Source organism: Cerasicoccus sp. TK19100 (assembly GCF_027257155.1).
Taxonomy (GTDB): domain Bacteria; phylum Verrucomicrobiota; class Verrucomicrobiia; order Opitutales; family Cerasicoccaceae; genus Cerasicoccus; species Cerasicoccus fimbriatus.
The window spans coordinates 648,882-671,741 of the sequence record NZ_JAPWDU010000003.1 but is presented as its reverse complement, the minus strand read 5'-3'; the positions used below and the strand labels follow the sequence as shown (position 1 = coordinate 671,741).

The window sequence follows — 22,860 nt, the reverse complement described above, 5'->3', positions numbered from 1 at the left end:
AGGCGAAGCCTTAGCGGCGGAAGCCGCCGGGCTTGCTGTTGAAGCCGCGGTTGCGCTTTTTGCGGGCGATGGCCGTGCCGGGAACGCGGAGATCCGGCTCGGTGCGGTAGCGGAAGCCCTCCAGCTTGCGGCGGGGAATCTTCTTTTCGATAAAGCGCTCGATGGCGTCGAGGAAGGCCAGCTCGTCCGTGGAATAAAGTGTGAAAGCTTCGCCCTCAGTCGCGGCGCGGCCCGTGCGGCCGATACGGTGCACGTAGTCTTCGCAGTTCTGCGGCACGTTGTAATTGATCACATGCGTCACGCCGGATATATCCAACCCGCGCGAGGCGATGTCCGTTGCAACCAGGATCTCGTATTTGCCTTCCTTGAATCCTTGCAGCGCTTCGCGGCGTTCGCTCTGGGAGCGGTCGGCATGCATCGTGGCAACCTTGTGATCGTGGTCCAGCAACCAGCGGGTAACGCGGTCGGCGTCCATCTTGGTGCGGGTGAAGACGAGCACGCTGTTGTAGTCGAACTTCTCCAGCATAGCCAAGAGCAGGTCATACTTTTGAATGCCGTCTACGGGGAAAATCGCGTGGTCGACGGTGTCGGCCGTCTTGCTGTTAGACTCGATCTTGACGCGCACCGGGTCGTTGAGCACCCAATCGGCCAGCGAGAGAATCTTGTCCGCCATGGTGGCCGAGAAAAAGAGCGTCTGGCGCTCCTTCGGGCACTTGCGGACAATCTGCGTCACCTGGTCGATGAAGCCCATGTCGAGCATGCGGTCGACTTCGTCCAGCACGAGGATTTCGAGGTTCGACAGGTCGATATTGCCCTGCTCAATGTGGTCAATCAGGCGGCCGGGCGTGGCCACGACGACATCCGCACCCTCTTCCAGCGCCTTGAGCTGGGCACCGTATTTCACGCCGCCGTAGATCAGGCACTTGGTCAAATCCTGGTGCTTGCCGTAAAAAACGAGTTGATCGTCCACCTGGCCAGCCAGCTCGCGCGTCGGCTCAAGGATGAGCGCGCGCGGGCACTTGTCGGAGTGCTTCTCAAGGCGGGAAAGCAGTGGCAGCGTGAAGGCGGCCGTCTTACCGGTGCCGGTCTGGGCAGAGCCAATCACGTCCTTGCCCTCCATCACTACAGGGATTGCCTGGGCTTGGATCGGGGTCGGGTTTTCGTAACCCTTTTCGCGGACTGCCTGCACCACGGCCGGCAGCAAATTCAATTCATCAAATGTCATGGAAAGCGTCTGTTAATACAGGGTTTACGCCATTTGGAAAGAAAAATAGCCGCACGCCGCTTCTGCGGGAGAATAATGAAAAAAGATTAACGGAAAAAGGTGGCGGGTAAAAGCAGCCTGCCCAACACTCCCCACCATGCCGAAATGCGAACCCTGGCTGGCCGACATCATTCAACGCGAAGGCGGCGCGATCACCTTTGCGCAATTCATGGGCTTCGCCCTCTACGACCCCGATCACGGCTACTACGGCTCGCAAGTGCGGCAAGTAGGCAAAACGGGTGATTTCTCCACCTCTGCCACCCTCTGCCCGGCCTTTGGCGAGGCCATTGCACGCTGGGCCATGGCGCGCGCCGAGGAAGATTTCCCCAACGGTGACTTTCACCTAATCGAGGCTGGTGCCGGGGTGGGCGCACTGGCTGAATCCGTGCTCAAAGCGTGGCGCGCGCTGGGCGGCCCGGCGGTCCCCTATTCCGCCGTGGAGACCTCCCCCGGGTTGCGCAAGGCGCTGGCACCCAAGGCCAGGGAACTCGGATTTACCGTCCACGATGGTATGCCCGACGCGCTCGAGGCAGCCGACGGCCATGCGATCATTTTTAGCAACGAGCTGGTGGACGCCTTTCCCGCGCGGCAACTCTGCTGGGATGGCGAGGACTGGCGCGAAGTCGGCCTGCGCCTCCAAGGCGACGAGCTCGTCGAGGGTCTCCTGCCGTTCACGGACGCTGTCGACGCCGACGCCCCCGCCCGCCCCCGCGACGGTCAGCGCATCTTCATCCACCCGAGCTACCATGCCTGGCTCGAGGCCGAGCTCGCCGACTGGCGCCGCGGCCGCATGCTAACGATTGATTACGGTGCCGCCTACCCCGCAGGCGAGGTCCGCGCCTACCGCAATCAGGAGGGCATCAATGGCGACGCGATCTACGCCCACGCCGGCCAGCAAGACCTGACCTGCGACGTCAACTTTGCCGACCTCCAGCGCTGGGGCGAGCAGCTCGGCTGGCAAACGGTCGGCCTACTCCCACAAGTCGGGTTCCTCGAACAATGGCTCCCCGACGCGGAAGCCCGCGCCAAAGACGACCCCGCCCTCGCCTTCCTTGCCAACCCCTTCGGCGCCGGAGGTGCCTTCCAGACGCTGGAGCAGCGGGTAGAGATTGGCTGATTCCAGCTTGCGACAAACCTACAAACATTAAATACTGCTGATCAATGACAGCACGCATCATCGGCATCTGCGGCGGAACGGCCAGTGGCAAGACGACGCTCACGCGGCGGCTGGTCGAGGCGTTGTCGGATCGCAAAGTTACCGTGCTGGAGATTGACCGCTTTTACCGTGGGCCGCCCGTAACCAGTTGGGATGCACCCGAGGCGCTGGAGGAGGAGCTACTCTTGCCGGTGGTGGAGTCGCTTTGCGAAGGGCGTGATGTGGAGGTTCCCGTCTATGATTACCACACGCACTCGCGGGCGGGGTATGAGATGTTTTCTGCCGACTTTGAGCTGCTGATCATCGAGGGCCTGTTCCCGCTGCATTGGCCCGCTATTCGCGAGCGGCTGGACTTCAGCGTGTTTGTGGATTGCCCGAACGACATTCGGCTGGCGCGCCGATTGGTGCGCGACATCAAGGAACGCGGCCGCGATGTGGACAACGTCGTTGAGCAATACTTGACCTCCGTCCGCCCCATGCATGAGCGCTACGTGACGCCGCAAAAGGCGATGGCGGATATCGTCGTCGACGGGCAGGATTTGGAAGCCGCGCTGGAAACCGTGAAAGCGCGGATTGATGCGCTTTTCACAAGCTAACTTTGCACTGCAAAGTTAGCTGAAGGTAGGGCGCAGTCTCCAGACAAGCCGCCACTCTGCCTCAAAGATTTACCCAACCACTCCAACGCCGCGGCTTGTCAAGAGACTGCGCCCTACCAGCTTTGCAACGCAAAGCTTAGCGACGACGGCGCACGACAACGCCCACCAACATCACAGCGCCGAGCGCCAAAGCATACGTGGATGGCTCGGGGACGAGCACGTGGTCCACAGTCACCGAGTAGTTGTCCATAAATCCGTGAATAAAGGCCGCCGCGCCTACCGTGGAATTGAGGCGCATGTAGCCAAAGGTGATCGGCGCACCGGAGGCGGAAAAGTCAGGCGTTTCAAATCCGCCGGCAGCGGCTTCGTCTTGCTCGCCCGGATAGACTGCGAGCTCGCCGATGGTGAAGTCGCTATCCGAATAGTTGTTCCAGTCCGTAAGAGAATTGGCGTTGTAACTGTAGTAGTGGATGCCGTTTTGCTCGATCGCCATGCCGAAGGCCTGCGCGTTGCCGGGATTGTTCGAAGCGCCGCGTTTGGCGTCGAAGCTATAGCTGATATTCGTGATGCCACCCACCGCCGCCGGATCGATGGTGAAGTCATCACGCCAGGAAAACGTGCCCACGATGCGGTTACTGCTGCCGATATTGAGAAGTATATCGAGAAAGGCACCCGGGTTGCCGCCAGTGGCGCTCACCGAGGTCGTCTGGCTTCCGCCGCCACCCGCATCGGGATCCGTAGTCGTGCCATTGGTCGGCATGACGGTATTCCAAATTGGGTCGAAGTCGCCGTCCGAGAAAACGGTGGTAAACGCACTTGCGGACACAGCGGCGCCAGTCATGGAAAGCAGTAGTAGGTGCTTAAGCATCCCAGACCAGATAGATTATGCAATGCTCACGGGCAAGCTCAATTGCGTCCAATCAGCAGACGGCCGGCGACGAGGCAGTTGCTCTTTCCGCCACCCGTTGCTCCGCGGTGGCCAGGGAATTCTTGAGTCGTTCATCCTGATATTCGTCATAGCCAACGCGGATAAACTCAATGTCCGGCAATCCGATAAAACCAAGTACGGTCTGCAAGTGCGGCTCGAAGTGATTCATCGGCCAAAGCGCGCCCCCGGGGTGCATCGCGCCGTCGCCCGCAGAGACGATCACCGTGACCGGCTTGGATTCCAGCAAAGGCTGATAGGCGGGGTCCTGACTCGGATCGAAGCCGAAGGTAACGCCCGCGCGGACGAGTTGATCGATCCACGCCTTGAGCTGCGCCGGCATGCCAAAGTTATAAATCGGCGAGCCGATCACGATGGCGTCAGCGCGCTTCACCTCGGCAATGATCTCATCGCTGGGCGCGAGGGCCGCACGATGCTCGGCAGTGTGGCTGGCGGGATCGGAGAATGCACCGGCGACCCAGTTTTCCGTTACAACGGGCGGCGGTGTGGCCGTCACGTCGCGCTCAATGACTTCGCCGTCCGGGTGCGCCGAGCGCCATTGTTCAATGAAGCGGCTAGTGAGCCGACGCGTGATGGACCGCGTGCGCCGTCCGCTGGAGTTGATGACAAGTAATGTTTCCATGCCCTCAGTATAAACGAGGGCCGCCGCGCTGTTTAGTCTCAAGATAGTGAGCTACTCACAAACTTGTGACTGGTGCCCGGGATTGCGCCGCTTCAGGAAGTCATTACCCCACTCTTCGAGGCGGTCCAGGATATCGCCCAGGGTCCAGCCAAATTCCGTCAGCTCGTAAACCACGCGCACCGGGGAGTCGTCGATCACGGTCCGCTTGACGACGCCATCGTGCTCCAGCTCACGCAGTTGCTTGGTCAACGCCTGCGCCGACACTTGTGGAATCGCCGCCTGCAGCTCCGAGTAGCGACAACGCCGCATATGAAGCTCATACATGATGAACGGCTTCCACCGCCCGCGCACGACATCCAACGCCGCACGCACGCCACACTGCTCCTGCAATGGGTCGATGGTTATCGGAGGTGGGGCGCTCCTGGCAGCTTGCTCCATAGCGACAAGTGTGTGGAACCGGGGCGCCTGCGCAAGTGTCGAACGGCAAAAGTGATAAACTTACACAATGGGTAAATTCGCATTTCTCCTAGCCAGTTTCACAATGACACTCACCGCGAGTGCCACGCCTCTGGTCGTTGCTCATCGTGGTGCTTCCGCCGATGCGCCAGAGAATACCTTGGCCGCTTTCAAACTGGCCTGGGAGCAAGGGGCCGATGCCATCGAGGCTGACTTCCGCCTTTCCCGAGATGGGCAATTGGTGTGCATCCATGATGCCTCGACGAGCGAAATTTCAACGCAAATCCGTAATGTCCATGAAACCGACTGGGCAATACTCCGGGAGATCGATGTGGGCTCCTGGAAAGACAAGCGATTCGCCGAGGAGCGCATGCCGACGCTCACCGAAGTTTTAGAGACGGTGCCATCGGACAAACTAGCAGTCATCGAACTAAAGGAAGATCCAAATCTGGTGGCTCCGTTTTTAACCGAGCTTGCGGAGAGTAAATTTCCGATCAACCAGCTCCTGGTAATTTCGTTCGAACCAGCAATCATCAAAGACATCGAGCGGCAGCAACCGGACATTCAGACCAGCCTACTCATTTCTTTTCGGGTAACCCACAATTCGGTAACCCCCAACATCCGCTCGGTCATGCTACTGGCCAAGCAAGTGAATGCCGATGCGGTCAGCCTGTCCGCCAAAGGACCGCTCACGCCACACAATATCCAGCTACTGAAAGATGAGGGGCTCGATGTGCATGTGTGGACGGTGGATCAGCCGCCGCTTGCCCAATATTTGGCGACTGCCGGCGTCGACAGCATCACCACCAATGTGCCCGGCGTCATTGCAGCAGCCTTAGGAACGCAGCCCTAGGGCTAACGGACATTCATTTTATATCTTGATTGCTGCAAATACTGCCCCAACGGGGCTACGCAACTATAGCCCAGGGTTAAAGCGAACCGCTTGCGGGAAGCGCTACCCTGGGAAACTGGATGCTCGGTTATCTCCCAGCCCCAACGGGGCTGCGCAAGATGTCGTTTTGCGCAATCCCGTTGGGATAGGCAATTTACGTATTCGTATTCCCAGGGTAGGCGTTCAGCCGCTCTGCGGCCTCAAGCCAACCCTGGGCTCTTGATGCGTAGCCCCGTTGGGGCAAATTTTCTGAAAGTTGAATGTCCGTTGGCCCTAGGAACGTCTACCTCCCGGCAAGTTGCTCTTTGAGGAATTGGAGAACCAGCGGGCGGAGGTCCATGTGCTCGGGTTGCAGGTTGTAGGTGTGCGGGGCATTGCCGATTTCAAAATACCAGTAAGGCAGCTTGCGGCGGGCGAGCTCGGCCACGAATTCGCGGGAGTAATCCACCTCGACCGTGGCGTCACCCGAACCATGCGTGATGAAAATAGGCGGAAAGTCGTCGTCCAGATAAGTCAGCGGGGAGCACGCCTTCATGTTGGCTTCGGTCTCCGCGTCGGTCGCCCCACGGAAGCAGGCCACCCAGCGATCACGCGGAACCGTGACTCCGTAAAAATTCAGCACGCAGGTAACGGCGTTGGACTCTTCCAGATAAAGTCCACCGCGGTTCATCGCTTCGTCTTTGGCGGTGGCAGCGACCAGCGTGGCCAAGTGACCACCCGCAGAGCCGCCCATCGTCGCGATGCGCGAGCCGTCCACCTGGTATTGGCTGGCGTGGCGACGAATCCACCGAAGCGCCGTCTTGCAGTCGAAAAGGTTCTGTGGCCAGACGACTTTCTCCGAGACAATCTTGCCCGTGACGGGGTCTTTCGTGATCTCGTTGAGCGCGTAGTTGATGGAAAAGACTGCGTAGCCCGCCTTGGCAAAGGTGTAGCCGATGTTCTTCTCGCGGTCCTGCGCCTTGTCCAAGATGCGCCACCCGCCCCCATGGATCAGCAGCACCGCCGGATAAGGCCCGGGCATGTCTGCCGGCGGCAGATAGACATCGAGCTTTTCAGCACGCGCGGGATCAAGGTAAGTCACGTCGGATTCGACGCGGACATCGGGGTCAAACAAGGTGGGGGACATGCCACCAGCATTGCCAATTTGCTCAGGTCGAAAAGCAAAAAAAGCTCCCGGCAAATAACCGGGAGCTTTGTTTTGCAAAGTAACTTTGCGAAAGGAAGCAACGCTCGTTGCTACTTCTTTTCGTTGCGCTTTTGGGCTTCAGTGATGACGGCGTCCGCGATGTTGCGCGGAGCGGCGGCGTAGTGGCTGAACTCCATGGAGAACTGGCCACGACCAGAGGTCATACCACGCAGGTCACCGATGTAACCGAACATTTCACCAAGCGGTGCGTCCGCCTTGATGCGGATGCCGCCGTTGGTCGGCTCCTGGGACTTGATCATGCCGCGACGACGGTTGAGGTCACCAATGGCATCACCGATGTAGTCCTCGGGCACGAAGACGTCGAGCTTCATGATCGGCTCAAGAATCTGCGGACCGGCCTTCGGGATCGACTGGCGGTAAGCAGCCTTGGCGGCCACTTCGAACGCAATCGCCGAGGAGTCAACCGCGTGGAAGGCACCGTCGTTGAGGACGAACTTGACGTCGACCAGCGGGTAGCCAGCGAGAACACCCTTTTCGATGGAAGACTTGAAGCCCTTGTCGACTGCCGGCCAGAATTCCTTCGGCACGTTACCACCAACAACCTTGGACTCGAAGGAGTAACCTTCGCCCGGTTCGGCTGGCTCGATGGAGTAGTCGATCTTCGCGAACTGACCCGAACCACCGGACTGCTTCTTGTGGGTGTAGCTGTCGGAAATCGGCTGGGTGATGGATTCGCGGTAGGCTACCTGTGGCTTACCCACGTTCACTTCCACGCCGTAGGTGCGCTTCATGATGTCGACCTTAATATCGAGGTGAAGCTCGCCCATGCCCTTCAGGATGGTTTCGCCGGAGTCTTCGTCGGTCTCAACGCGGAAGGACGGGTCTTCAGCGACCATCTTACCGATGGCGATGCCCATCTTTTCAGCGGCACCCTTATCCTTCGGAGCAACGGCGATGCTGATAACCGGGTCTGGGAAGACCATCGGCTCGAGCGTGCCGGGATTGTCCGGATCGGCGAGGGTGTGACCGGTCTGCGTGTTCTTCATACCGAGCAGAGCGACGATGTCACCGGCTTGTGCGCCGTCGACTTCGTTACGGTCATTGGCGTGCATTTCAATAATGCGGCCGATGCGCTCCGTCTTCCGGGTGAAGGTGTTCAGGACGCTGTCGCCCTTCTTGATGCTGCCGGAGTAAATGCGGGTAAAGGTCAGGGCGCCGTATTTGTCGTCCATGATCTTAAACGCAAGCGCGCGGAAGGGCTTGTCGATGGCAACGGTGGCAACCTTACCGGTTTCGTTACCTTCGAGGTCCATTTCCGGCTGAGGCGGAACTTCGGTCGGGTTCGGGAGGAACTCCACGACGCCGTCCAGCACGTTCTGCACGCCCTTGTTCTTAAAGGAGCTGCCGCAGTAGGTCGGGAAGAAGTCCAGAGCGATGGTGCCCTTGCGGATGCAGCGCTTAATGTCTTCGAGCGAAGGTTCTTCGCCGCCGAGGTACTGCTCCATGATGTCATCGTCCTGCTCAACTGCAGTTTCGATGAGCTCTTCGCGGTATTTCTCCACGTCGTCCACCATGTCGGCGGGAACGTCCTGGATGCTGTAATTCAGCGGATCGCCGGTTTCGTCCCAGACCCAAGCCTTGCGGGTGAGCAGGTCGACAACGCCCTTGAAATTGCTTTCCTCGCCGATCGGGAGAACCATCACCAGCGGCTTGGCGCCGAGGACGTTCTTCACCTGCTTGACGACGTTGTAGAAATTCGCGCCAATACGGTCGAGCTTGTTGACGTAGATAACACGGGCGACCTTGGAGTCGTTCGCGTAACGCCAGTTGGTTTCGGACTGGGGCTCAACGCCGCCGGAGCCGCAGAACACGCCGATACCGCCGTCGAGCACCTTCAGGGAGCGGTAAACTTCGATGGTGAAGTCCACGTGACCGGGAGTGTCGATGATATTGAAGCGGTGCGGCTCCCACTGCTGGGTGCTGCCGGGCCAGAAACAAGTCGTGGCGGCGGATTGAATCGTAATGCCGCGCTCCTGTTCCTGCTCCATGAAGTCAGTCGTAGCCGCGCCGTCGTGCACTTCACCCAGCTTGTGAATCTTGCCGGTGAGCTTGAGAATGCGTTCGGTCGTGGTCGTTTTACCGGCGTCAACGTGGGCGAAGATGCCGATGTTTCGGTATTTGGATAGGTCTGTCACGGTGGTTTACAGTTTGGATTTCGCGGCTACTTGGAGCCAAAAGAACGCTCCAAGGAGCAAATATTTGCCCGCTTGACAAGCATAACTCTTATAGTCGTGCAAAAGGCGGCATTTTTCGCCGAATACAGGACTTTTATATTGTCCAAGCGTTCAGGTGTGCCATGTTAACGACATGAAATACACCGTTTGCCTACTCGCCCTGGCCGCCGCAATGGTTGGCTGCAAGAACTACGAAGACGCCGGCGAAAAGGCCGTCCTTTCCCAGGAACCCATGAGTGATAGCACCGGCGCGGTGACGCAAGACCTCAACCAACGCCAGACCAACGACGTCGAAGGTATGGAGCAAAGCGGCCTGCTCAACAGCTATGAAGAGCAGCAGATGGAAGGTGCCATTGGCAACACGGGCAACTAATCCCGTCCTTTGCAGCAACTAAAAGGCCCACCCAGCCGTGCGCCTGAGCGCTACGGCTGCGGGTGAACTGACTTTTGCCTACTCGAAGGTAACGACCAGCTCGGGGCGATTGCCACTGGCGGCCTCGGCAGAGTAGTAATACGCGTCTTCGTAAAGTGACAACGAATGCGGGAGCACGCAAAATGACGCCAAGCCATCACCACTGGCTTCGGTATCGATGTAGGTGGATACGTCCCACTCGGCCCATGCGCCGGCGGTAGTAAGCGTGATCGTGCCCATTGAGCTGCCGTAGCCAGGCTTATTGTTCCAAGTGAGCCCGTATTCGTCCCAAGTGTCGTCCGAGACCGGGCGGAGGGAATTCTTAACCCCGGGATCCAGGCTCTCTATCTTGATGCGGAACGTGGCGCTCGTCACCGTGCCGGTAATTGAGCTGAGGTCATACATCAGGTAGGCGCGCTTACTGTGGTCGACGCCCGACAGCTCCACGTAGAGATTGCCCATGTAATAGCCGCCGCCAAAGTTGGTGTCCGCATGCACGCCGTCGCGCACGAATGCATCATGCACTGGATTCAAGACCACGGTTTGCGGACTGCTCGGACCGGGGCCGGCATTGGGCCCCCAAGTGCAGCCGACATCACTGGCCACCAGCGGGTGGTAGTTGGCCGAAGTTTGCGTCGCACCCCACTTTTCTTCGGCTCCGGCGTCACGCCCGCTGGCGGGGCGCAGATTGCCCAGAATATCTGCCCCGGCTTCAGCGACGACCGCCTGCGCGGCCCCGTTCACCGGGCTCGCGGAGTCAGGCCGGTAAATGCCATAGCCGGAATCGTAAACAAAATCCGGGTCGTCAAAATCGATCTCCGTGCTGGTGTAGCTAGGCGATACTCCGCTGAACAGCATACCCGCGCCATCATCGTGGAAAAACACATTGCCCGAATAGCTGACGCCTGAGCCAGCATCGGAGTAAGTGAGAATGGCCTGCGTGCTGTCACTATAAACCGCGTTGTTGTAAACCTTCACGTTGCTCGGCGGCTCATGGTTATACGATTTGCTGTAGGCCCCGAACTCAAAGGGGCGCTTGCAATTGACCATCGTGTTGTGCGCGAGCAGGACGTTGTCCACCGGCCGGTAGTCCGACACACCGGAGCAGCCATCAACCCAGGCGCTATAGCCCATGACCAGCGAGATTGTTGCCCGGCCACCCGAGCCGTGAATGCCCTCGAAGTAGTTGTTAACGACCACGTGGCCCTCGCCCGTCAGCCGCACGCCGCTTTCCCGGGAGTTCTCGGTGCCGATGAAGTAATTGCCCTCAATCAGACAATTCAGACCCTGCCGAATGCTGATCTGGCCTTCCGTGTCGCGAAAGGTATTCGAGATGAAGAAGTTAGCATTGGTCTTATTGGAGATGGTCTCGACCTCGCCGTCGCAACGCTCGAACAGATTGTCCATCACGACGATTTCAGAGTCTTCACAAACCGAGTTGCTGTCGCCGATGCGAATAATCTCCCAGCCGTTGCTATCGTGCGAGTGCGCCAGCGGACGATCGGCGAAGTAGTTATTTTTAATGATATGCCCGCCGTCTCCCGCATTATCGAAACGCACGACGACCAAAGGCTTCCAGGTCGCCTTGCCTTCGAAGGAACAATGTTCGAGCTGATTGCCAATACCGAAAAACATGACCCACACCTGGGCATTCATGTAAGAGTCCTCGCCTTCGGGAACGCTGTTCGTCTTGTCGTAGTTATCGACGATCCGGCAGTTGCTGATGCGTGAGCCGTAGGCGTGATCACTGCTGCTCGACCGAAACGCCAAAACCGTCGACCGATCGGCCTCGCTCAGCGGATCTTGCGCCTCGTAGTAGTCCGGCACTTGTATTTCGAAGCCGCTAACCGTGCTGTCATCACTACCAAGCCAGATGTAGCTCTCGCCCGTGAAAATGACCCCGCCCGGCGTTTCTGCCTTCAGCGTAATTTCGTCGACGCCAGCCAGGACCACCGTCTGATTGTGGTAGGTGCCATCCACCCACTCCAAGATGTCGCCCGCGACGGCCTGCGGCACACCATCGCCCGTCAAGTAATCCTCCACATCCTCATACGAGCTAACCGAATAAGTCGCCGCTCTAGACAAGAACGGACACGCCAGCAAAGCACTGATTAGCAAACTGCGCGCAAGCAGTGAGAATCCGGGGGAAGAAGAACGCTGGAACAGCGGGTATCGCGCATGGCATCGCCCATGCAGCAGAGTAGATGCATTCATAAGGGTATGGGAGTTGGGGTTGGGTAGATTGACCTTTTTGCGGGGTAGCTCAGGCCAGACGAATTGCTAAATTCGAGAGGACCTCCACCTAACCCGACTCCAAACCCGAAGTCAAGAAACTTATAATATTTATTAAACGCGCAGCAGATGCCATCGCCTACCCAAGACAGGAACCACCCCAAACCTACTTATATAAATGCAAAAACGCGCCCCTTGATATAATATTTATTTAACAGCGCACGATCCCCTCATGAACCAATAACATTTAGTGCACCCCATCCGCAGCGATTTGTCGAAAATCACAATGCTTGCCCGTTTCGCTCAACCCCCCAAGCGAAGGTCTACCCCGGCTCACTCCCAAGCAACAGCCCGCCGCTGCAATGTCTCAACAACACACCTGTTGTTCAGCCAACAACCGCCCGCGTCTCAGACCATCCCCCTACCAGGCTTTTGTCGAAGTGTCGGCGACGCTTCCCAGAACAGTCGGCGATACTTCGTTGAACAGTCGGCGACGCTTGGTCGCTCAGTCGCCGATGCTTAAAGCATCCAGATTCCTACTTTGGCGACGACTTTCACGGTCATTATCCTGACAAAAACCGCCGCAATTGGCAAGGCCTGAACGCTCCTTTCGCCCAAAATTACCTCAAGGCTGCGCACGCTGCTCGGCAACGATCTCTACCGTGACCACATCCGTGGCGTTGCCCCAGGTTTGCCGGGCGTAGGTAGACAGCTTGGCGAGGTCCTCGTCGCTCAGGTGGGAAAACTTCGGCATCTCGCCCATCCAGGGGGAACCGTTGGGATCACTGGGCCGCGGAAAGCCGTGAATCAGGCCATGTGCGAAATTCTTCGCCGACAGCAGGCGCGGACTGCCCGCCAGCGGCGGAAACACCTCCGCGACACCCTGCCCCTGCTCCCCATGACAGGACAGGCAATGCAGCGCATAAAGCTCCTCACCGGTCTTCACGCTGTTATCGAGCGCAATCGGCTTCGGCGGCGGCGCAGGCTTCGACGGCACATCCCCCGACGACCGCTCACCGCAGCCAGACATGAGCAAGGCGGCAATAATGTAAAATGTGACCACGCCTGATTTCATTCGCCCATTGAAGCACGTCCATAAACAACGACAAGCAGAAGGCGTATAATGCCGCCTAAAAAATTCAGTTGCCTTTCGGGCGCTTCGGAAAACCGTGTTGGCATGAGCGACACTTATCAGCCGGGCGCAACGATTGGCATGTTGGGCGGCGGACAACTGGGGCGCATGAGCATCCTGGCCGGCCGCGCGATGGGCTATCGGTTCCGCGTGTTCGAGCCCAGCAAGGGCGGCGCGGCGGCCATGGTGGCCGATGCAGAGGTCAACGCCGGCTACGACGACCCGGCCGCGCTCAAGGCCTTTGCCGAAAGCTGCGATGTCGTCACCCTGGAGTTTGAAAATGTCGCCCGTGAGGCGGTAGACACCGTCTCCAACGCCGGCCCACCCGTCCGCCCCGGCGCAAACGTGCTGCACATTTGCCAGAACCGCCGCCGGGAAAAGGAATTTCTCAAGAGCAACGGCATCCCCTGCGCGGACTTCCGCGTGGTGGCGAGCACCGACGAGCTGGCCCAAGCGGTCAAGGAGCTCGGGACCCCCTGCGTGCTTAAGACGGCCGACTTCGGCTACGACGGCAAGGGCCAGGTAAAAATCACCGAGGCCGACGCCGACTTCGCGGCGATCTGGGCGGGGCTCGACATGCCGCTGGGCGTGGTCGAGGCTTGGGTGCCCTTTCAGGCCGAGTGCTCAGTGATTGTCGCCCGCGGGCCCGACGGCCAGGCGAGCACCTTTCCCATCGCGGAGAACATCCACCGCAACCACATTTTGCACCAGAGCATTGTCCCGGCGCGCCTGCCGCAAAGCGTGCTCGATGACGCCGCCGCGCTTGCGCTCCGCGTGGCCGAGGCCATTGACGCCGTCGGCCTGTTGGCGGTGGAGCTCTTTGTCCGCGAAAGCGGCGAAGTGCTGGTCAACGAAATGGCACCCCGCCCCCACAACAGCGGCCATTACTCCATCGACGCCTGCCAGACCAGCCAGTTCGAGCAGCACATCCGCGCCGTCTGCGGCCTGCCGCTGGGCAACCCCAAGCTCCTGCGACCGGCAGTCATGGTCAACCTACTCGGCGATGTCTGGCAAAACGGCGAGCCCGACTGGGCAGCGCTGCTCGCGGACCCCGATGTAAAGCTCCACCTCTACGACAAAGGCGAACCCCGCCCCGGCCGCAAGATGGGCCACTTCACAGTGTTAAAAGACACCATTGAGGAAGCTGTCGCGGCGGCGGATGCGTTGTTTGCGAAGCTGGTTTAGGCGAAAGCCGGCGAGGCGTGTTTTAGTTTCTCACGAAGGCACGGAGGCACAAAGCTGGGAAGCAGGTATTTTCTATTTCACGCGTCTTCGCGTGAAACCATCTCGCCACGCTGGCCTTTGTGCCTCCGTGTCTCCGTGAGAAAACATTTCGTTGCCTCCCGGCCTCGCGACGCTCAATTTACCCACATGCGTAAATACTTTATCCCCGCAATCATTGCCTCCAGCCTGTTCCTTGCCGCCTGTGGCGACTCCAAGGACGAGAAGCCGTTCATCGAGCTGCCCGCCGACAACAAGCCTGCCAATCAGTCCGGCAGCGTCCAGGTAACCGAGCGCACTTACAAGATCGAGCTGGAGGCCCCGACCGCCGGCTATTCGATCAAGATCGACTCCGTCTGGGTCGTGGGCGAAGAAATTTGGGTCATCAGCAAGCTTACCGTTCCCGAAGGCATGGCCGCCCAGGTCATCACGCCAATTAGCGACGAGGTAAAGCTCACCCTGCCCGACATTTCCCCGGAATACTATGTGATCGGCAAGAAGATCGGCCCGGATATGGAGGGCGTGACCTTCATCGACAGCCAAGCCGACATCCAAGCCAAGCTCGACATCGGCGAGCAAGTCTGGCCCAAGCAGTAATTCAGAGCAGTCCGAAGTTTTAAAACAGGAAGATCGGGAAGAACGGAAAGTTAAACGACCAAGCTTTCCGCTCTTCCTTTTAAAATAATTAGCCGCGCTTCAGCTCCACGATCGTCGCGCCCCAGCCGCCACCGGATTCGCCGGCCAACTGAAAGCTTTTCACCATCGGGATTTTCCGAAGCTGGGCGTGGACAAACTCCCGCAGCGCGCCCGTTCCCTTGCCATGGATCACCCGCACCTGCGTGATGTCCCGCGCCAGGCATTCCTCAAAATAAGCGGGCAGCAGCTCCTTGACGTCACGCGGGGAAAAGGTGTGCAGGTCGAGCACACCGTCGATGGGCAGCTCGATGGGGTCGTCAAACTCAGGTTCATCCATGAGGGGAATAATAGGGGGTATTTCGACCCGTGCAAGATTGCTCACTGCAAATTGCAACACAGGCTTGTTTTTCCAAAATTAACATGTTTTAATAAGATAATGCCTAAAGTTACTTTTGAAAAGAGCGGCGTCACTGCAGACTGGGATGCCAAGGAAGACAGCCTGCTGGACCTGGCCGAGGCAAACGGGCTCGATCTGGACTTCGGTTGCCGCGCAGGCAACTGCACCATGTGCCAGCAAAAGAAAATTTCCGGCGAGGTAGAATACCCCTTCGGCCACGGTGCCGACCCGGACGAGGGCCACATCCTGCTCTGCTGCTCCGTGCCCACGAGCGACGTCGTGATCGACGCGTAGCAGGTAGGGACGCACCTCCGGGGCGTCCGCCGGCTATAATTTACTAAAATAACTTTTCGGACGCCCCGGAGGTGCGTCCCTACCCGTATTTTACCGTTGAGCTTCGCGCTCAAGCGGATTGAGTGGTTCCCTTTGCCCAAAATCTCATGAGCAAGCAATTCTACATCACCACCGCAATCGATTACGCCAATGGCTCGCCACACATCGGCCACGCGTATGAGAAAGTGCTCACCGACGTGATCGCCCGACACCGGCGATTGAGCGGAGACGCCGTGTACTTCCTGACCGGCCTCGATGAACATGGGCAAAAGGTGCAAATGACCGCCGCCAAGGAAGGCGTCGCCCCCCAGGAATACTGCGACCAGATCGCCGAGAAGTTCCAGGGCCTGTGCGCGACGCTCAACATTTCCAACAACGACTTCATCCGCACCACGCAGACGCGCCACAAGGATGTTGTCCGCGAAATCCTGCAAGACCTCTTCGACAAGGGGGAGATCTACCGTGCGGACTACACCGGCTTCTACAGCAAGCGCCAGGAGCAGTTTCTCCAGGAAAAGGACAAGGTCGACGGCGAGTGGCCGGAAATTTTCGGCGAAGTCGAGGAGTTCTCCGAGCCCGCCTACTTCTTCAAGCTCAGCCAGTATCAGCAGTGGCTCATCGACTTCCTCAAGAGCAATGAGGACTTCGTCTTTCCGCGCTTCCGTCAAAAGCAGGTGCTGGAATTCCTCAAGGAGCCGCTGAATGATCTCTGCATTTCCCGCCCGAAGGAACGCCTCGAGTGGGGCATCCCGCTACCATTCGACGAAGACTTCGTGTGCTACGTGTGGTTCGACGCGCTGACGAACTACATCTCCGCCGTCGGCTACGGGCAGGACGGCTTTGAGGAAAAGTGGCCCGCCGACTTCCACGTGATCGGCAAAGACATCCTCGTGCCGCCGCACGCCGTTTACTGGCCCATCATGCTGCACGCGGCGAATATTCCGCTACCGAAGCAGCTCCTCGTGCACGGCTGGTGGAATATCTCCGGTGAAAAAATGTCCAAGACGCTCGGCAACGTTGTCGACCCGATCCAGCTCGCGGATCAGGTGGGCCCGGACGCCGTTCGCTACTTCTTTATCCGCGAAATGAATGTCGGACAGGACAGCGATTTCTCCGCTGACCTCCTCCTCACGCGCTACAAGACCGACCTCGGCAACGACCTCGGCAACCTCGTTTCGCGCCAGTTGAACATGGGCGGACGCTACGCCGATGGCAAAGTCCCTGCGGCCACCATCGACGAAGAGCCCGAGCAAGATCTCCGCAAGGCCTGGGAGGACAACACCGCCAAGGTCATCGAGCAATACGAAGGCTTTCAATTCCACCGCGGCCTCGAAACCGCGTGGGTCTGCATCCGCGCGTGCAACCGCTACCTGGAAGTGCGCCAACCGTGGAAACTCGCTAAAAGCGAAGACCCGACCGACCAGCAACGCGTGCTCACGAGCCTTGCCTACGTGGCCGAGTCGCTGCGCATCGCCGCCACGCTGCTCACCCCGGTGATGCCCACGATTAGTGCGCAAATCCTGGAGCTGATCGGCGCTGACGCCGTCGAGACCTACGGTGATCTGTCCTTTAAAATCGGCACGCTCGAAGGCCGCCCCCTTGGCGAGAAGACCATCCTCTTCCCGCGTATTGAGGGCTGATGAACAAGGTAATAAGGTGGCGGCCGATGTCCTCATCGGCCAAAGCAAAGGGGTTATGCATAGGCACTTGTCTATTTGCGTTTCACAACCGGAGCACGAACCTTATGACTTCAATAGTTTCGCCTCTGGCCGATGAGGACATCGGCCGCCACCTATTTGCATAGCCTCCATGGAACTCATCTCGCCGGATAAATTCCCGCAACGCGATCCGCAGGCGCTCGCGAAGTTTTTGCTGCACGTGCGGGAACGCGCGCGCCAGAAAAAGCATCCACAGTTGGCGAGCATTTCGCTGCGGACGAAACACCTGGACCCGCTCGCGGTTTTGCAGTCCATCTACGAGCCCGCCGAGCGCCACTTCTACCTGGAGCGCCCACAGGCAGAGGAAGCGATTGCCGGAGCTGAGGCCATTCTCGAAGAAGAGATCACCGGGCCCGACCGCTTTAGCATCGTCCGCGCGTTTGCTGACCACGTGCTCGAAAACACCGTGTGCATTGGCGACCTCGATGCGCCGTTTTCCGGCCCGCATTTCTTCACGGCGTTCACCTTCTGCGATGACGCCGAGGGCGACGACGCCTACTTCGCGCCAGCCACCGTTTTCATCCCGCGTTGGCAGGTCGCACGGCGTCAGGGCGAATACGTGGCCACGGCCAATCTGATCATCGAGCCGGAAAGCGATATCGCTACTTTGTCCCGCAAAGTATTGGCGGCGCATGCGAAATTTGGCCGCTTCGATTACGACGAACTGGCCGAAGATGACAACCCGCCGCCCTCAGTTGTCGACCGCGAAGACGTTGGTGGCGAAGGCTGGTTTGCCTCCGCGGTGGACCATGCCCTGCAAAACATCGACATCGAAGTTTACCGCAAAATTGTGCTCGCGCGCGCGGTGGAGCTCAAGGCCGACCAACCATTCCGCCCACTCGAAACGCTGGCCCAACTGCGTGACCGCTTCCCGTCCTGCTATGCGTTTTCCTTCGCCAATGGCGAGGGCCAGAGCTTCATCGGGGCGACGCCCGAGCGACTGCTCCGCGTCGAGTCCGGCCGTCTGTTTACCGAGGCCCTGGCGGGATCCGCGCCACGCGGCGAGAACGTCCGCGAAGACGCCCGCTACGGCTCCGCGCTGCTCTCCAGCGAGAAGGATTTGCGCGAGCATCAGTATGTCGTCGAGGCGATCATCAAGCGTCTGGGCGAAGTGGACTTGGTCGTCAAACCGCCCCGCGGTCCGCGCCTGCTCAAGCTGCCCAACGTGCAGCATTTGTGGTCGCCGATTTCAACCGAGCTCACGCAGGATCAAGACATCCTGGCCGTCGCCTCTAAGCTGCACCCGACGCCCGCCGTCGGCGGCCAACCGAGGGAAGCCGCCCGCGCCGACATTGCACGCATTGAAAATTTTGACCGTGGCCTCTACGCCGGCTGCATCGGCTGGTTCGACTACCATGGCGACGGCGAGTTCGTGGTCGCAATCCGCTCCGCCCTCATCGATGGCCAACGCGCGCGCCTATACGCTGGTTGCGGCATCGTGGCGGGCTCCGACCCGACCCGCGAAACCGAAGAAACGGATTTGAAATTGAAGCCATTACTTGATTCCCTCCAGTAATGCACCCTCTACTGCGCGCCAACCGCAACACCGTATGGGCCGGACTCATCGTAGAATCCCTGGTCCGCTGCGGCCTGCGCCGCGCCGTCATCAGCCCAGGCTCGCGCTCCACTCCATTGACCATCGCCTTTGCGCTGGACGACCGTATCGAGGCCACACCGATTCTCGACGAGCGTAGCGCCTCGTTTTTCGCGCTCGGCTGTGCCAAGACATCTGGCGAACCAGTGGCGCTGGTCTGCACTTCCGGCACTGCCGTTGCCAACTATTTACCCGCTGTCATCGAGGCCCACTACAGCGGCGCACCCCTGATCGTGCTGACTGCCGACCGCCCCCCCGAGCTGCGCGACTGCGCCGCCGGACAAGCGATCGACCAGGTAAAAATCTTTGGCGACTACGCGCACTACTACCACGAGCTCGGCCTGCCCCCAGTAACCAGACAGCTCGACGAGCGCCACGCCTACCTCGTGCGCATGATCACGCATAGCTGTACCGTGGCGACGACTCTTCAGCCTGGCCCGGTGCATTTAAACATCCCCTTCCGCGAGCCGCTGGCTCCGGTTGATGGCGTGCTTGGTGGACCGTTCCCCGCCATTGATTTCAAGAAGCTCCCGCTTGCGCCACCGGTGGTCAACATCAATGCGAAGACACCGCTTGAGGAGTTGCCCTTCGCCGACCGCGAGGACTTAATCGTCGTCGCCGGCCCACCCGAAACGCGCTACACTGAGGATGATTGGCGGAACCTCGCTCAACTTTGCAATGCAAAGTCTTGGCCTCTACTGGCAGATACGAGCACCGGCTTGCGCGGCCTCGGCGAACATTGCGAGACACTCATTGCCGGCTACGACGCCATCCTGCGCGACGTCGTCAAACGCCACGAGCTACGTCCTGGTGCGGTGCTTTTCGTTGGCCAGCTACCGACGAGCAAAGTGCTACGCAGCTTCCTTCGCGAATGCAGCTTGCTGCCGAGTTGGCGGCTCAGCCCGGGCAAGCTCAACCTCAACTCCAGCTACGCGCCGATCCAGACGATCCCCTTGCGCCCGTCGCAACTTACTTTGTCGGACAAAGTAAAATCACGGACGCCACTCGCGGAAAAGTGGCTCGCCGCCGAGAACGCGCAGCAGCGCGATTTCAAACATTTCTTCCGCGACTGCGGGCACCTGTTCGAAGCCAAGCTCACGCCCGTTCTCGCTAACACGCTGCCCAAAGGCACGCCGATCTTCGTGGCCAGCAGCATGCCGATTCGCGACATCGAATTCTTCTGGCCGATCAACAAGAAGGAGCACGCCTTTACGGTCAATCGCGGTGCCAACGGCATCGATGGCACGCTGTCCACCGCACTCGGCATGGCGCAGGCATCCGGCAAGCCCGGCGTGCTCATCACGGGCGACCTCGCATTCTTGCACGACCAAAATGGCTTGCTGACCGCGCCGGAGTTTACCGGATCGCTGACGGTATTTTTGGTCAACAACAACGGCGGCGGCATTTTTGAAAAGCTGGCAATCTCGGACTTCGAGCCGCCGTTCGAGCGCTTCTTTGCCACGCCGCAAAAGGTGGACTTCGCTAAGCTCGCGGCGGCGCACGGCATTGCGCATCACGCGCCCAAGACCTGGGACGACCTGAAGGCGCTGGCCCGCAAGTTGCCCAAGCAAGGCATCCAGATCATCGAACTCACCACCGACCGCAAGGCCGACATGAAGCAGCGCGGCGAACTGCTCGGCCCGGCATAGCAGTAAAAATATTTAGACCGAATATCGCCCCGCGCCGTTCATTATAAACGAGCTCACCGCTTATAATGGCGCACCGAACGCCGCAGGCGTAGACTGTTCATGGAGACAATCCAATGAACACACTGCCAATTAAGACCTGTTTAGCGGAACTGCTAAATGCCACCAACGACACTCCGCGCTTGCGCGCAGGGGAAGCCCGCGTAGGCTCCGTGGCTGAAACCATGCCACTGCTCACCGCCATCGTGGAGAATCTGGCCGAGCGCCTGGCCGCCCGAAACGGTGGCTGGGTTTCCGCGAACGAGGTGCTCGCGTATGTGCCCGTTTCGCTGGAGATGGTCACGGAAGTCATGGACGGCATGGTCGACCGCCAAGTCGTTTTTCATGGCGGGATCGACAACTGTAACGTCTATGAATTCTTCGAGCTGATCGGCCGCGAAAGCGACGAACCGATCGGCGGGCGTGACATTTATTCCGGCGAAGAATTGGATGACGCTCACGCCATTTTCTCGCCCGAAACCCGCAACCGCCTCGAAACGGAAATCCGTGAGCGCGCGGAACACGACGCTTGGCCGGCCCAAGCGGTTTGGCAGCACGAGCTGCTTTTCGTAACCGCCGGAGCTGGTGGGCCGGTCCGCCTGGCAGAGGTGGCCGGGCATTCGCGGCTTACACTGGGCCAAGTGAAGACCAAGCTTAAGGAGCTCGCTAAGCAGAAGTATTGCGTGCTCGAAGAGATCGACGGGCAATACAGCTACCGCTTCCCCAAAATGGATTACCCGCGCGCTGCCTGGCGCGCAAACGATGCGGCCATCCGCCACTACCCGTCCTCACGCCGCGACGAGTTCGAGGTCAAGATGATGAAGATGCTTTTGTCGTGGATTGCCATCGTGGGCGGCGTCCTGGCGGCAGCCTTTGTCCTGCGCATCCATTTCTTTTTCCTTCTGTTGCTCGGCATCGCAGCCGCGGGGATCGCCAGTTGGCGAATCCTGAGCGCACGCGACATCGTCGAGCCCAAGCCAATCGCTTAATTTAACCAACCCAAAACCGCTATGTCATACCAATCCATTCCACCCCGCCTGCCCCGCCGCAACGGCGTGCTCCGGCACTTCAGCGGCACCATTATCCTGGTGCTCGTTGCGATCTTCATGCTCGCCATTGCCGCGCTGTTTACCGTGCGCGTGCAGAAAGTTGGCGGCACCGAAATCGGCGTCAAAGTTAATAACCTGAGCGGCGGCATCACCGTGATCCCCGAGTCCGGCACCTATATTTACAACGGCTTTATCAACAGCTTCTTCCTGCTCGATACCACGGTGCAGCGGCTTGAAATGACGGCTGACACCACCCGTAGCAATCGCGACACCCGCGACGACCTGCGCATTAAAACCATCGACGGCAGCGATGTCTTCCTGGACCTCACGATCAATTACCAAATCCGCCGCGATAAGATCGAGGAGGTGGTCAACACCAGCGGTCTTGGCGACGCTTACAAGGTAAAGTGGGTGCGCGACTATGCGCGATCGGTTAGCCGCACCGTCTTTGGCGAAATGACCACGGAGCAGTTTTACGACGCATCTGTCCGCAACGAAAAGGCGCTGAAGACCGAAGTTGAGATGAACGGCTTGCTTAAGCCGTTTGGCATTGAGGTGACGCGTGTCATCGCGGAGAAGTTCCGCTTTCACCCGGAATACGAAGATAAGATTCGCGCTAAGAAACTGGCCGACCAGGAAGTCGAGGAACAGATGTCCAAGGCCAACGCCGCGAAGCAAAACCAAATCTTCCGCACCGTTGAAGCCACGAAAAAGAAAGACGTGATCATCGCCACATTCGAGGGGCAGATGCGCCAGCTGATCGTGCAAGCCGAGGCCGAAGCGAACAAAGCAATCAAGGGTGCCGAAGCCTATGCGATCCAAACCGAACGCGGAGCCGATGCGTCATTCTACACACAGGAGCAGAACGCCAAGGCGATCCTCGCGCAGGGCAAAGCCCAGGCACAGGCAACCGAGGTCATGGCGCAAGCACTTGAAGGCGAAGGCGGCCGCAACCTCGTCAAGATGGCCTACGCCGACCGCCTCAAAGGCATGAATCTCACCGGCCAGCCGTTCACCATCAGCGGGGAAACCGAGCGCTTCACCACCGTGGATGAAGCCGCCGCCGCGAACAAAGTGAAGAAAGATCAAAGTAAGTAATACGAGTTTTTGGACTACGAATAGCGCAGCCACCATCCGC

Annotated in this window: 21 protein-coding genes; 12 read left to right on the top strand and 9 right to left on the bottom strand. The window is 59.1% G+C overall.

The features are described from left to right. Window positions 1-10: 10 nt before the first annotated feature. On the bottom strand, window positions 11-1,225 hold the full coding sequence (locus tag O3S85_RS09470) for a DEAD/DEAH box helicase (protein WP_269539994.1): 1,215 nt from the start codon (window positions 1,223-1,225) through the stop codon (window positions 11-13). Between the two features lie 136 nt (window positions 1,226-1,361). Between O3S85_RS09470 and O3S85_RS09465 the strand changes: the two genes are divergently transcribed. After that, on the top strand, window positions 1,362-2,381 hold the full coding sequence (locus O3S85_RS09465) for an SAM-dependent methyltransferase (RefSeq protein WP_269539993.1): 1,020 nt from the start codon (window positions 1,362-1,364) through the stop codon (window positions 2,379-2,381). A gap of 44 nt (window positions 2,382-2,425) precedes the next feature. Further along, the gene (gene udk / locus O3S85_RS09460; protein ID WP_269539991.1) at window positions 2,426-3,016 is read left to right on the top strand and encodes a uridine kinase; all 591 of its coding nucleotides are present in this window, start codon (window positions 2,426-2,428) and stop codon (window positions 3,014-3,016) included. A 136-nt stretch (window positions 3,017-3,152) separates the two neighbouring features. On the opposite strand, the gene O3S85_RS09455 is transcribed toward udk, so the two are convergent. The 3 genes from O3S85_RS09455 to O3S85_RS09445 all read right to left on the bottom strand — a co-directional run bounded on the left by O3S85_RS09455 (window position 3,153) and on the right by O3S85_RS09445 (window position 5,022). Beyond that, the gene (locus tag O3S85_RS09455) at window positions 3,153-3,857 is read right to left on the bottom strand and encodes a PEP-CTERM sorting domain-containing protein (RefSeq protein WP_269539990.1); all 705 of its coding nucleotides are present in this window, start codon (window positions 3,855-3,857) and stop codon (window positions 3,153-3,155) included. A 79-nt stretch (window positions 3,858-3,936) separates the two neighbouring features. Next, on the bottom strand, window positions 3,937-4,584 hold the full coding sequence (locus O3S85_RS09450; protein ID WP_269539989.1) for an FMN-dependent NADH-azoreductase: 648 nt from the start codon (window positions 4,582-4,584) through the stop codon (window positions 3,937-3,939). A 51-nt stretch (window positions 4,585-4,635) separates the two neighbouring features. Continuing rightward, window positions 4,636-5,022, bottom strand: a complete 387-nt coding sequence (locus tag O3S85_RS09445) for a winged helix-turn-helix transcriptional regulator (protein ID WP_269539988.1) — start codon at window positions 5,020-5,022, stop codon at window positions 4,636-4,638. Between the two features lie 103 nt (window positions 5,023-5,125). Here O3S85_RS09445 and O3S85_RS09440 point away from each other — a divergent pair, with 103 nt between their 5' ends. After that, complete coding sequence (locus tag O3S85_RS09440) at window positions 5,126-5,893, top strand: glycerophosphodiester phosphodiesterase family protein (protein ID WP_269539986.1); 768 nt, start codon at window positions 5,126-5,128, stop codon at window positions 5,891-5,893. A gap of 322 nt (window positions 5,894-6,215) precedes the next feature. On the opposite strand, the gene O3S85_RS09435 is transcribed toward O3S85_RS09440, so the two are convergent. After that, a complete protein-coding gene (locus O3S85_RS09435; protein WP_269539985.1) occupies window positions 6,216-7,058 on the bottom strand; it encodes an alpha/beta hydrolase in 843 nt (280 codons plus the stop codon). Between the two features lie 110 nt (window positions 7,059-7,168). Further along, the gene (gene fusA / locus O3S85_RS09430; protein ID WP_269539983.1) at window positions 7,169-9,274 is read right to left on the bottom strand and encodes an elongation factor G; all 2,106 of its coding nucleotides are present in this window, start codon (window positions 9,272-9,274) and stop codon (window positions 7,169-7,171) included. 172 nt (window positions 9,275-9,446) lie between these two features. Here fusA and O3S85_RS09425 point away from each other — a divergent pair, with 172 nt between their 5' ends. Next, the gene (locus O3S85_RS09425; protein WP_269539981.1) at window positions 9,447-9,686 is read left to right on the top strand and encodes a hypothetical protein; all 240 of its coding nucleotides are present in this window, start codon (window positions 9,447-9,449) and stop codon (window positions 9,684-9,686) included. A 78-nt stretch (window positions 9,687-9,764) separates the two neighbouring features. On the opposite strand, the gene O3S85_RS09420 is transcribed toward O3S85_RS09425, so the two are convergent. Continuing rightward, on the bottom strand, window positions 9,765-11,939 hold the full coding sequence (locus tag O3S85_RS09420) for a chondroitinase-B domain-containing protein (protein ID WP_269539979.1): 2,175 nt from the start codon (window positions 11,937-11,939) through the stop codon (window positions 9,765-9,767). A 643-nt stretch (window positions 11,940-12,582) separates the two neighbouring features. Next, a complete protein-coding gene (locus O3S85_RS09415; protein WP_269539977.1) occupies window positions 12,583-13,032 on the bottom strand; it encodes a c-type cytochrome in 450 nt (149 codons plus the stop codon). 102 nt (window positions 13,033-13,134) lie between these two features. Between O3S85_RS09415 and O3S85_RS09410 the strand changes: the two genes are divergently transcribed. Both O3S85_RS09410 and O3S85_RS09405 read left to right on the top strand, forming a co-directional pair. After that, a complete protein-coding gene (locus O3S85_RS09410) occupies window positions 13,135-14,274 on the top strand; it encodes a 5-(carboxyamino)imidazole ribonucleotide synthase (protein WP_269539976.1) in 1,140 nt (379 codons plus the stop codon). Window positions 14,275-14,460: 186 nt separating this feature from the next. Next, complete coding sequence (locus O3S85_RS09405; protein ID WP_269539975.1) at window positions 14,461-14,907, top strand: hypothetical protein; 447 nt, start codon at window positions 14,461-14,463, stop codon at window positions 14,905-14,907. 88 nt (window positions 14,908-14,995) lie between these two features. Here the strand turns inward: O3S85_RS09405 and O3S85_RS09400 are convergent, their stop codons facing one another. Beyond that, the gene (locus tag O3S85_RS09400) at window positions 14,996-15,283 is read right to left on the bottom strand and encodes a Smr/MutS family protein (protein ID WP_269539973.1); all 288 of its coding nucleotides are present in this window, start codon (window positions 15,281-15,283) and stop codon (window positions 14,996-14,998) included. Between the two features lie 99 nt (window positions 15,284-15,382). Between O3S85_RS09400 and O3S85_RS09395 the strand changes: the two genes are divergently transcribed. The 6 genes from O3S85_RS09395 to O3S85_RS09370 all read left to right on the top strand — a co-directional run bounded on the left by O3S85_RS09395 (window position 15,383) and on the right by O3S85_RS09370 (window position 22,820). Then, window positions 15,383-15,637 carry a 2Fe-2S iron-sulfur cluster-binding protein gene (locus tag O3S85_RS09395; RefSeq protein ID WP_269539972.1) on the top strand — a complete coding sequence of 85 codons (255 nt, stop codon included), beginning with the start codon at window positions 15,383-15,385 and terminating at the stop codon, window positions 15,635-15,637. A gap of 146 nt (window positions 15,638-15,783) precedes the next feature. Then, on the top strand, window positions 15,784-17,316 hold the full coding sequence (metG, locus tag O3S85_RS09390) for a methionine--tRNA ligase (protein ID WP_269539970.1): 1,533 nt from the start codon (window positions 15,784-15,786) through the stop codon (window positions 17,314-17,316). Window positions 17,317-17,485: 169 nt separating this feature from the next. Then, complete coding sequence (locus O3S85_RS09385) at window positions 17,486-18,910, top strand: isochorismate synthase (RefSeq protein ID WP_269539968.1); 1,425 nt, start codon at window positions 17,486-17,488, stop codon at window positions 18,908-18,910. Beyond that, the gene (menD, locus tag O3S85_RS09380) at window positions 18,910-20,637 is read left to right on the top strand and encodes a 2-succinyl-5-enolpyruvyl-6-hydroxy-3-cyclohexene-1-carboxylic-acid synthase (protein ID WP_269539967.1); all 1,728 of its coding nucleotides are present in this window, start codon (window positions 18,910-18,912) and stop codon (window positions 20,635-20,637) included. Before O3S85_RS09385 ends, menD begins: the two co-directional genes overlap by 1 nt. A gap of 113 nt (window positions 20,638-20,750) precedes the next feature. Then, on the top strand, window positions 20,751-21,662 hold the full coding sequence (locus tag O3S85_RS09375) for a hypothetical protein (RefSeq protein ID WP_269539965.1): 912 nt from the start codon (window positions 20,751-20,753) through the stop codon (window positions 21,660-21,662). Between the two features lie 21 nt (window positions 21,663-21,683). Next, the gene (locus O3S85_RS09370; protein ID WP_269539963.1) at window positions 21,684-22,820 is read left to right on the top strand and encodes an SPFH domain-containing protein; all 1,137 of its coding nucleotides are present in this window, start codon (window positions 21,684-21,686) and stop codon (window positions 22,818-22,820) included. Window positions 22,821-22,860: the final 40 nt, after the last annotated feature.

Excerpts from the sequence above, each read along its gene's own strand:
- udk (WP_269539991.1), top strand. The coding sequence starts at position 2,426 with ATGACAGCACGCATCATCGGCATCTGCGGCGGAACGGCCAGTGGCAAG.
- O3S85_RS09455 (WP_269539990.1), bottom strand. The coding sequence starts at position 3,857 with ATGACTGGCGCCGCTGTGTCCGCAAGTGCGTTTACCACCGTTTTCTCG.
- O3S85_RS09450 (WP_269539989.1), bottom strand. The coding sequence starts at position 4,584 with ATGGAAACATTACTTGTCATCAACTCCAGCGGACGGCGCACGCGGTCC.
- O3S85_RS09370 (WP_269539963.1), top strand. The coding sequence starts at position 21,684 with ATGTCATACCAATCCATTCCACCCCGCCTGCCCCGCCGCAACGGCGTG.
- O3S85_RS09405 (WP_269539975.1), top strand. The coding sequence starts at position 14,461 with ATGCGTAAATACTTTATCCCCGCAATCATTGCCTCCAGCCTGTTCCTT.
- O3S85_RS09425 (WP_269539981.1), top strand. The coding sequence starts at position 9,447 with ATGAAATACACCGTTTGCCTACTCGCCCTGGCCGCCGCAATGGTTGGC.
- O3S85_RS09375 (WP_269539965.1), top strand. The coding sequence starts at position 20,751 with ATGAACACACTGCCAATTAAGACCTGTTTAGCGGAACTGCTAAATGCC.
- O3S85_RS09440 (WP_269539986.1), top strand. The coding sequence starts at position 5,126 with ATGACACTCACCGCGAGTGCCACGCCTCTGGTCGTTGCTCATCGTGGT.
- O3S85_RS09415 (WP_269539977.1), bottom strand. The coding sequence starts at position 13,032 with ATGAAATCAGGCGTGGTCACATTTTACATTATTGCCGCCTTGCTCATG.
- O3S85_RS09470 (WP_269539994.1), bottom strand. The coding sequence starts at position 1,225 with ATGACATTTGATGAATTGAATTTGCTGCCGGCCGTGGTGCAGGCAGTC.
- O3S85_RS09465 (WP_269539993.1), top strand. The coding sequence starts at position 1,362 with ATGCCGAAATGCGAACCCTGGCTGGCCGACATCATTCAACGCGAAGGC.
- O3S85_RS09400 (WP_269539973.1), bottom strand. The coding sequence starts at position 15,283 with ATGGATGAACCTGAGTTTGACGACCCCATCGAGCTGCCCATCGACGGT.
- O3S85_RS09410 (WP_269539976.1), top strand. The coding sequence starts at position 13,135 with ATGAGCGACACTTATCAGCCGGGCGCAACGATTGGCATGTTGGGCGGC.
- O3S85_RS09445 (WP_269539988.1), bottom strand. The coding sequence starts at position 5,022 with ATGGAGCAAGCTGCCAGGAGCGCCCCACCTCCGATAACCATCGACCCA.
- O3S85_RS09435 (WP_269539985.1), bottom strand. The coding sequence starts at position 7,058 with ATGTCCCCCACCTTGTTTGACCCCGATGTCCGCGTCGAATCCGACGTG.
- metG (WP_269539970.1), top strand. The coding sequence starts at position 15,784 with ATGAGCAAGCAATTCTACATCACCACCGCAATCGATTACGCCAATGGC.
- O3S85_RS09420 (WP_269539979.1), bottom strand. The coding sequence starts at position 11,939 with ATGAATGCATCTACTCTGCTGCATGGGCGATGCCATGCGCGATACCCG.
- menD (WP_269539967.1), top strand. The coding sequence starts at position 18,910 with ATGCACCCTCTACTGCGCGCCAACCGCAACACCGTATGGGCCGGACTC.
- O3S85_RS09385 (WP_269539968.1), top strand. The coding sequence starts at position 17,486 with ATGGAACTCATCTCGCCGGATAAATTCCCGCAACGCGATCCGCAGGCG.
- O3S85_RS09395 (WP_269539972.1), top strand. The coding sequence starts at position 15,383 with ATGCCTAAAGTTACTTTTGAAAAGAGCGGCGTCACTGCAGACTGGGAT.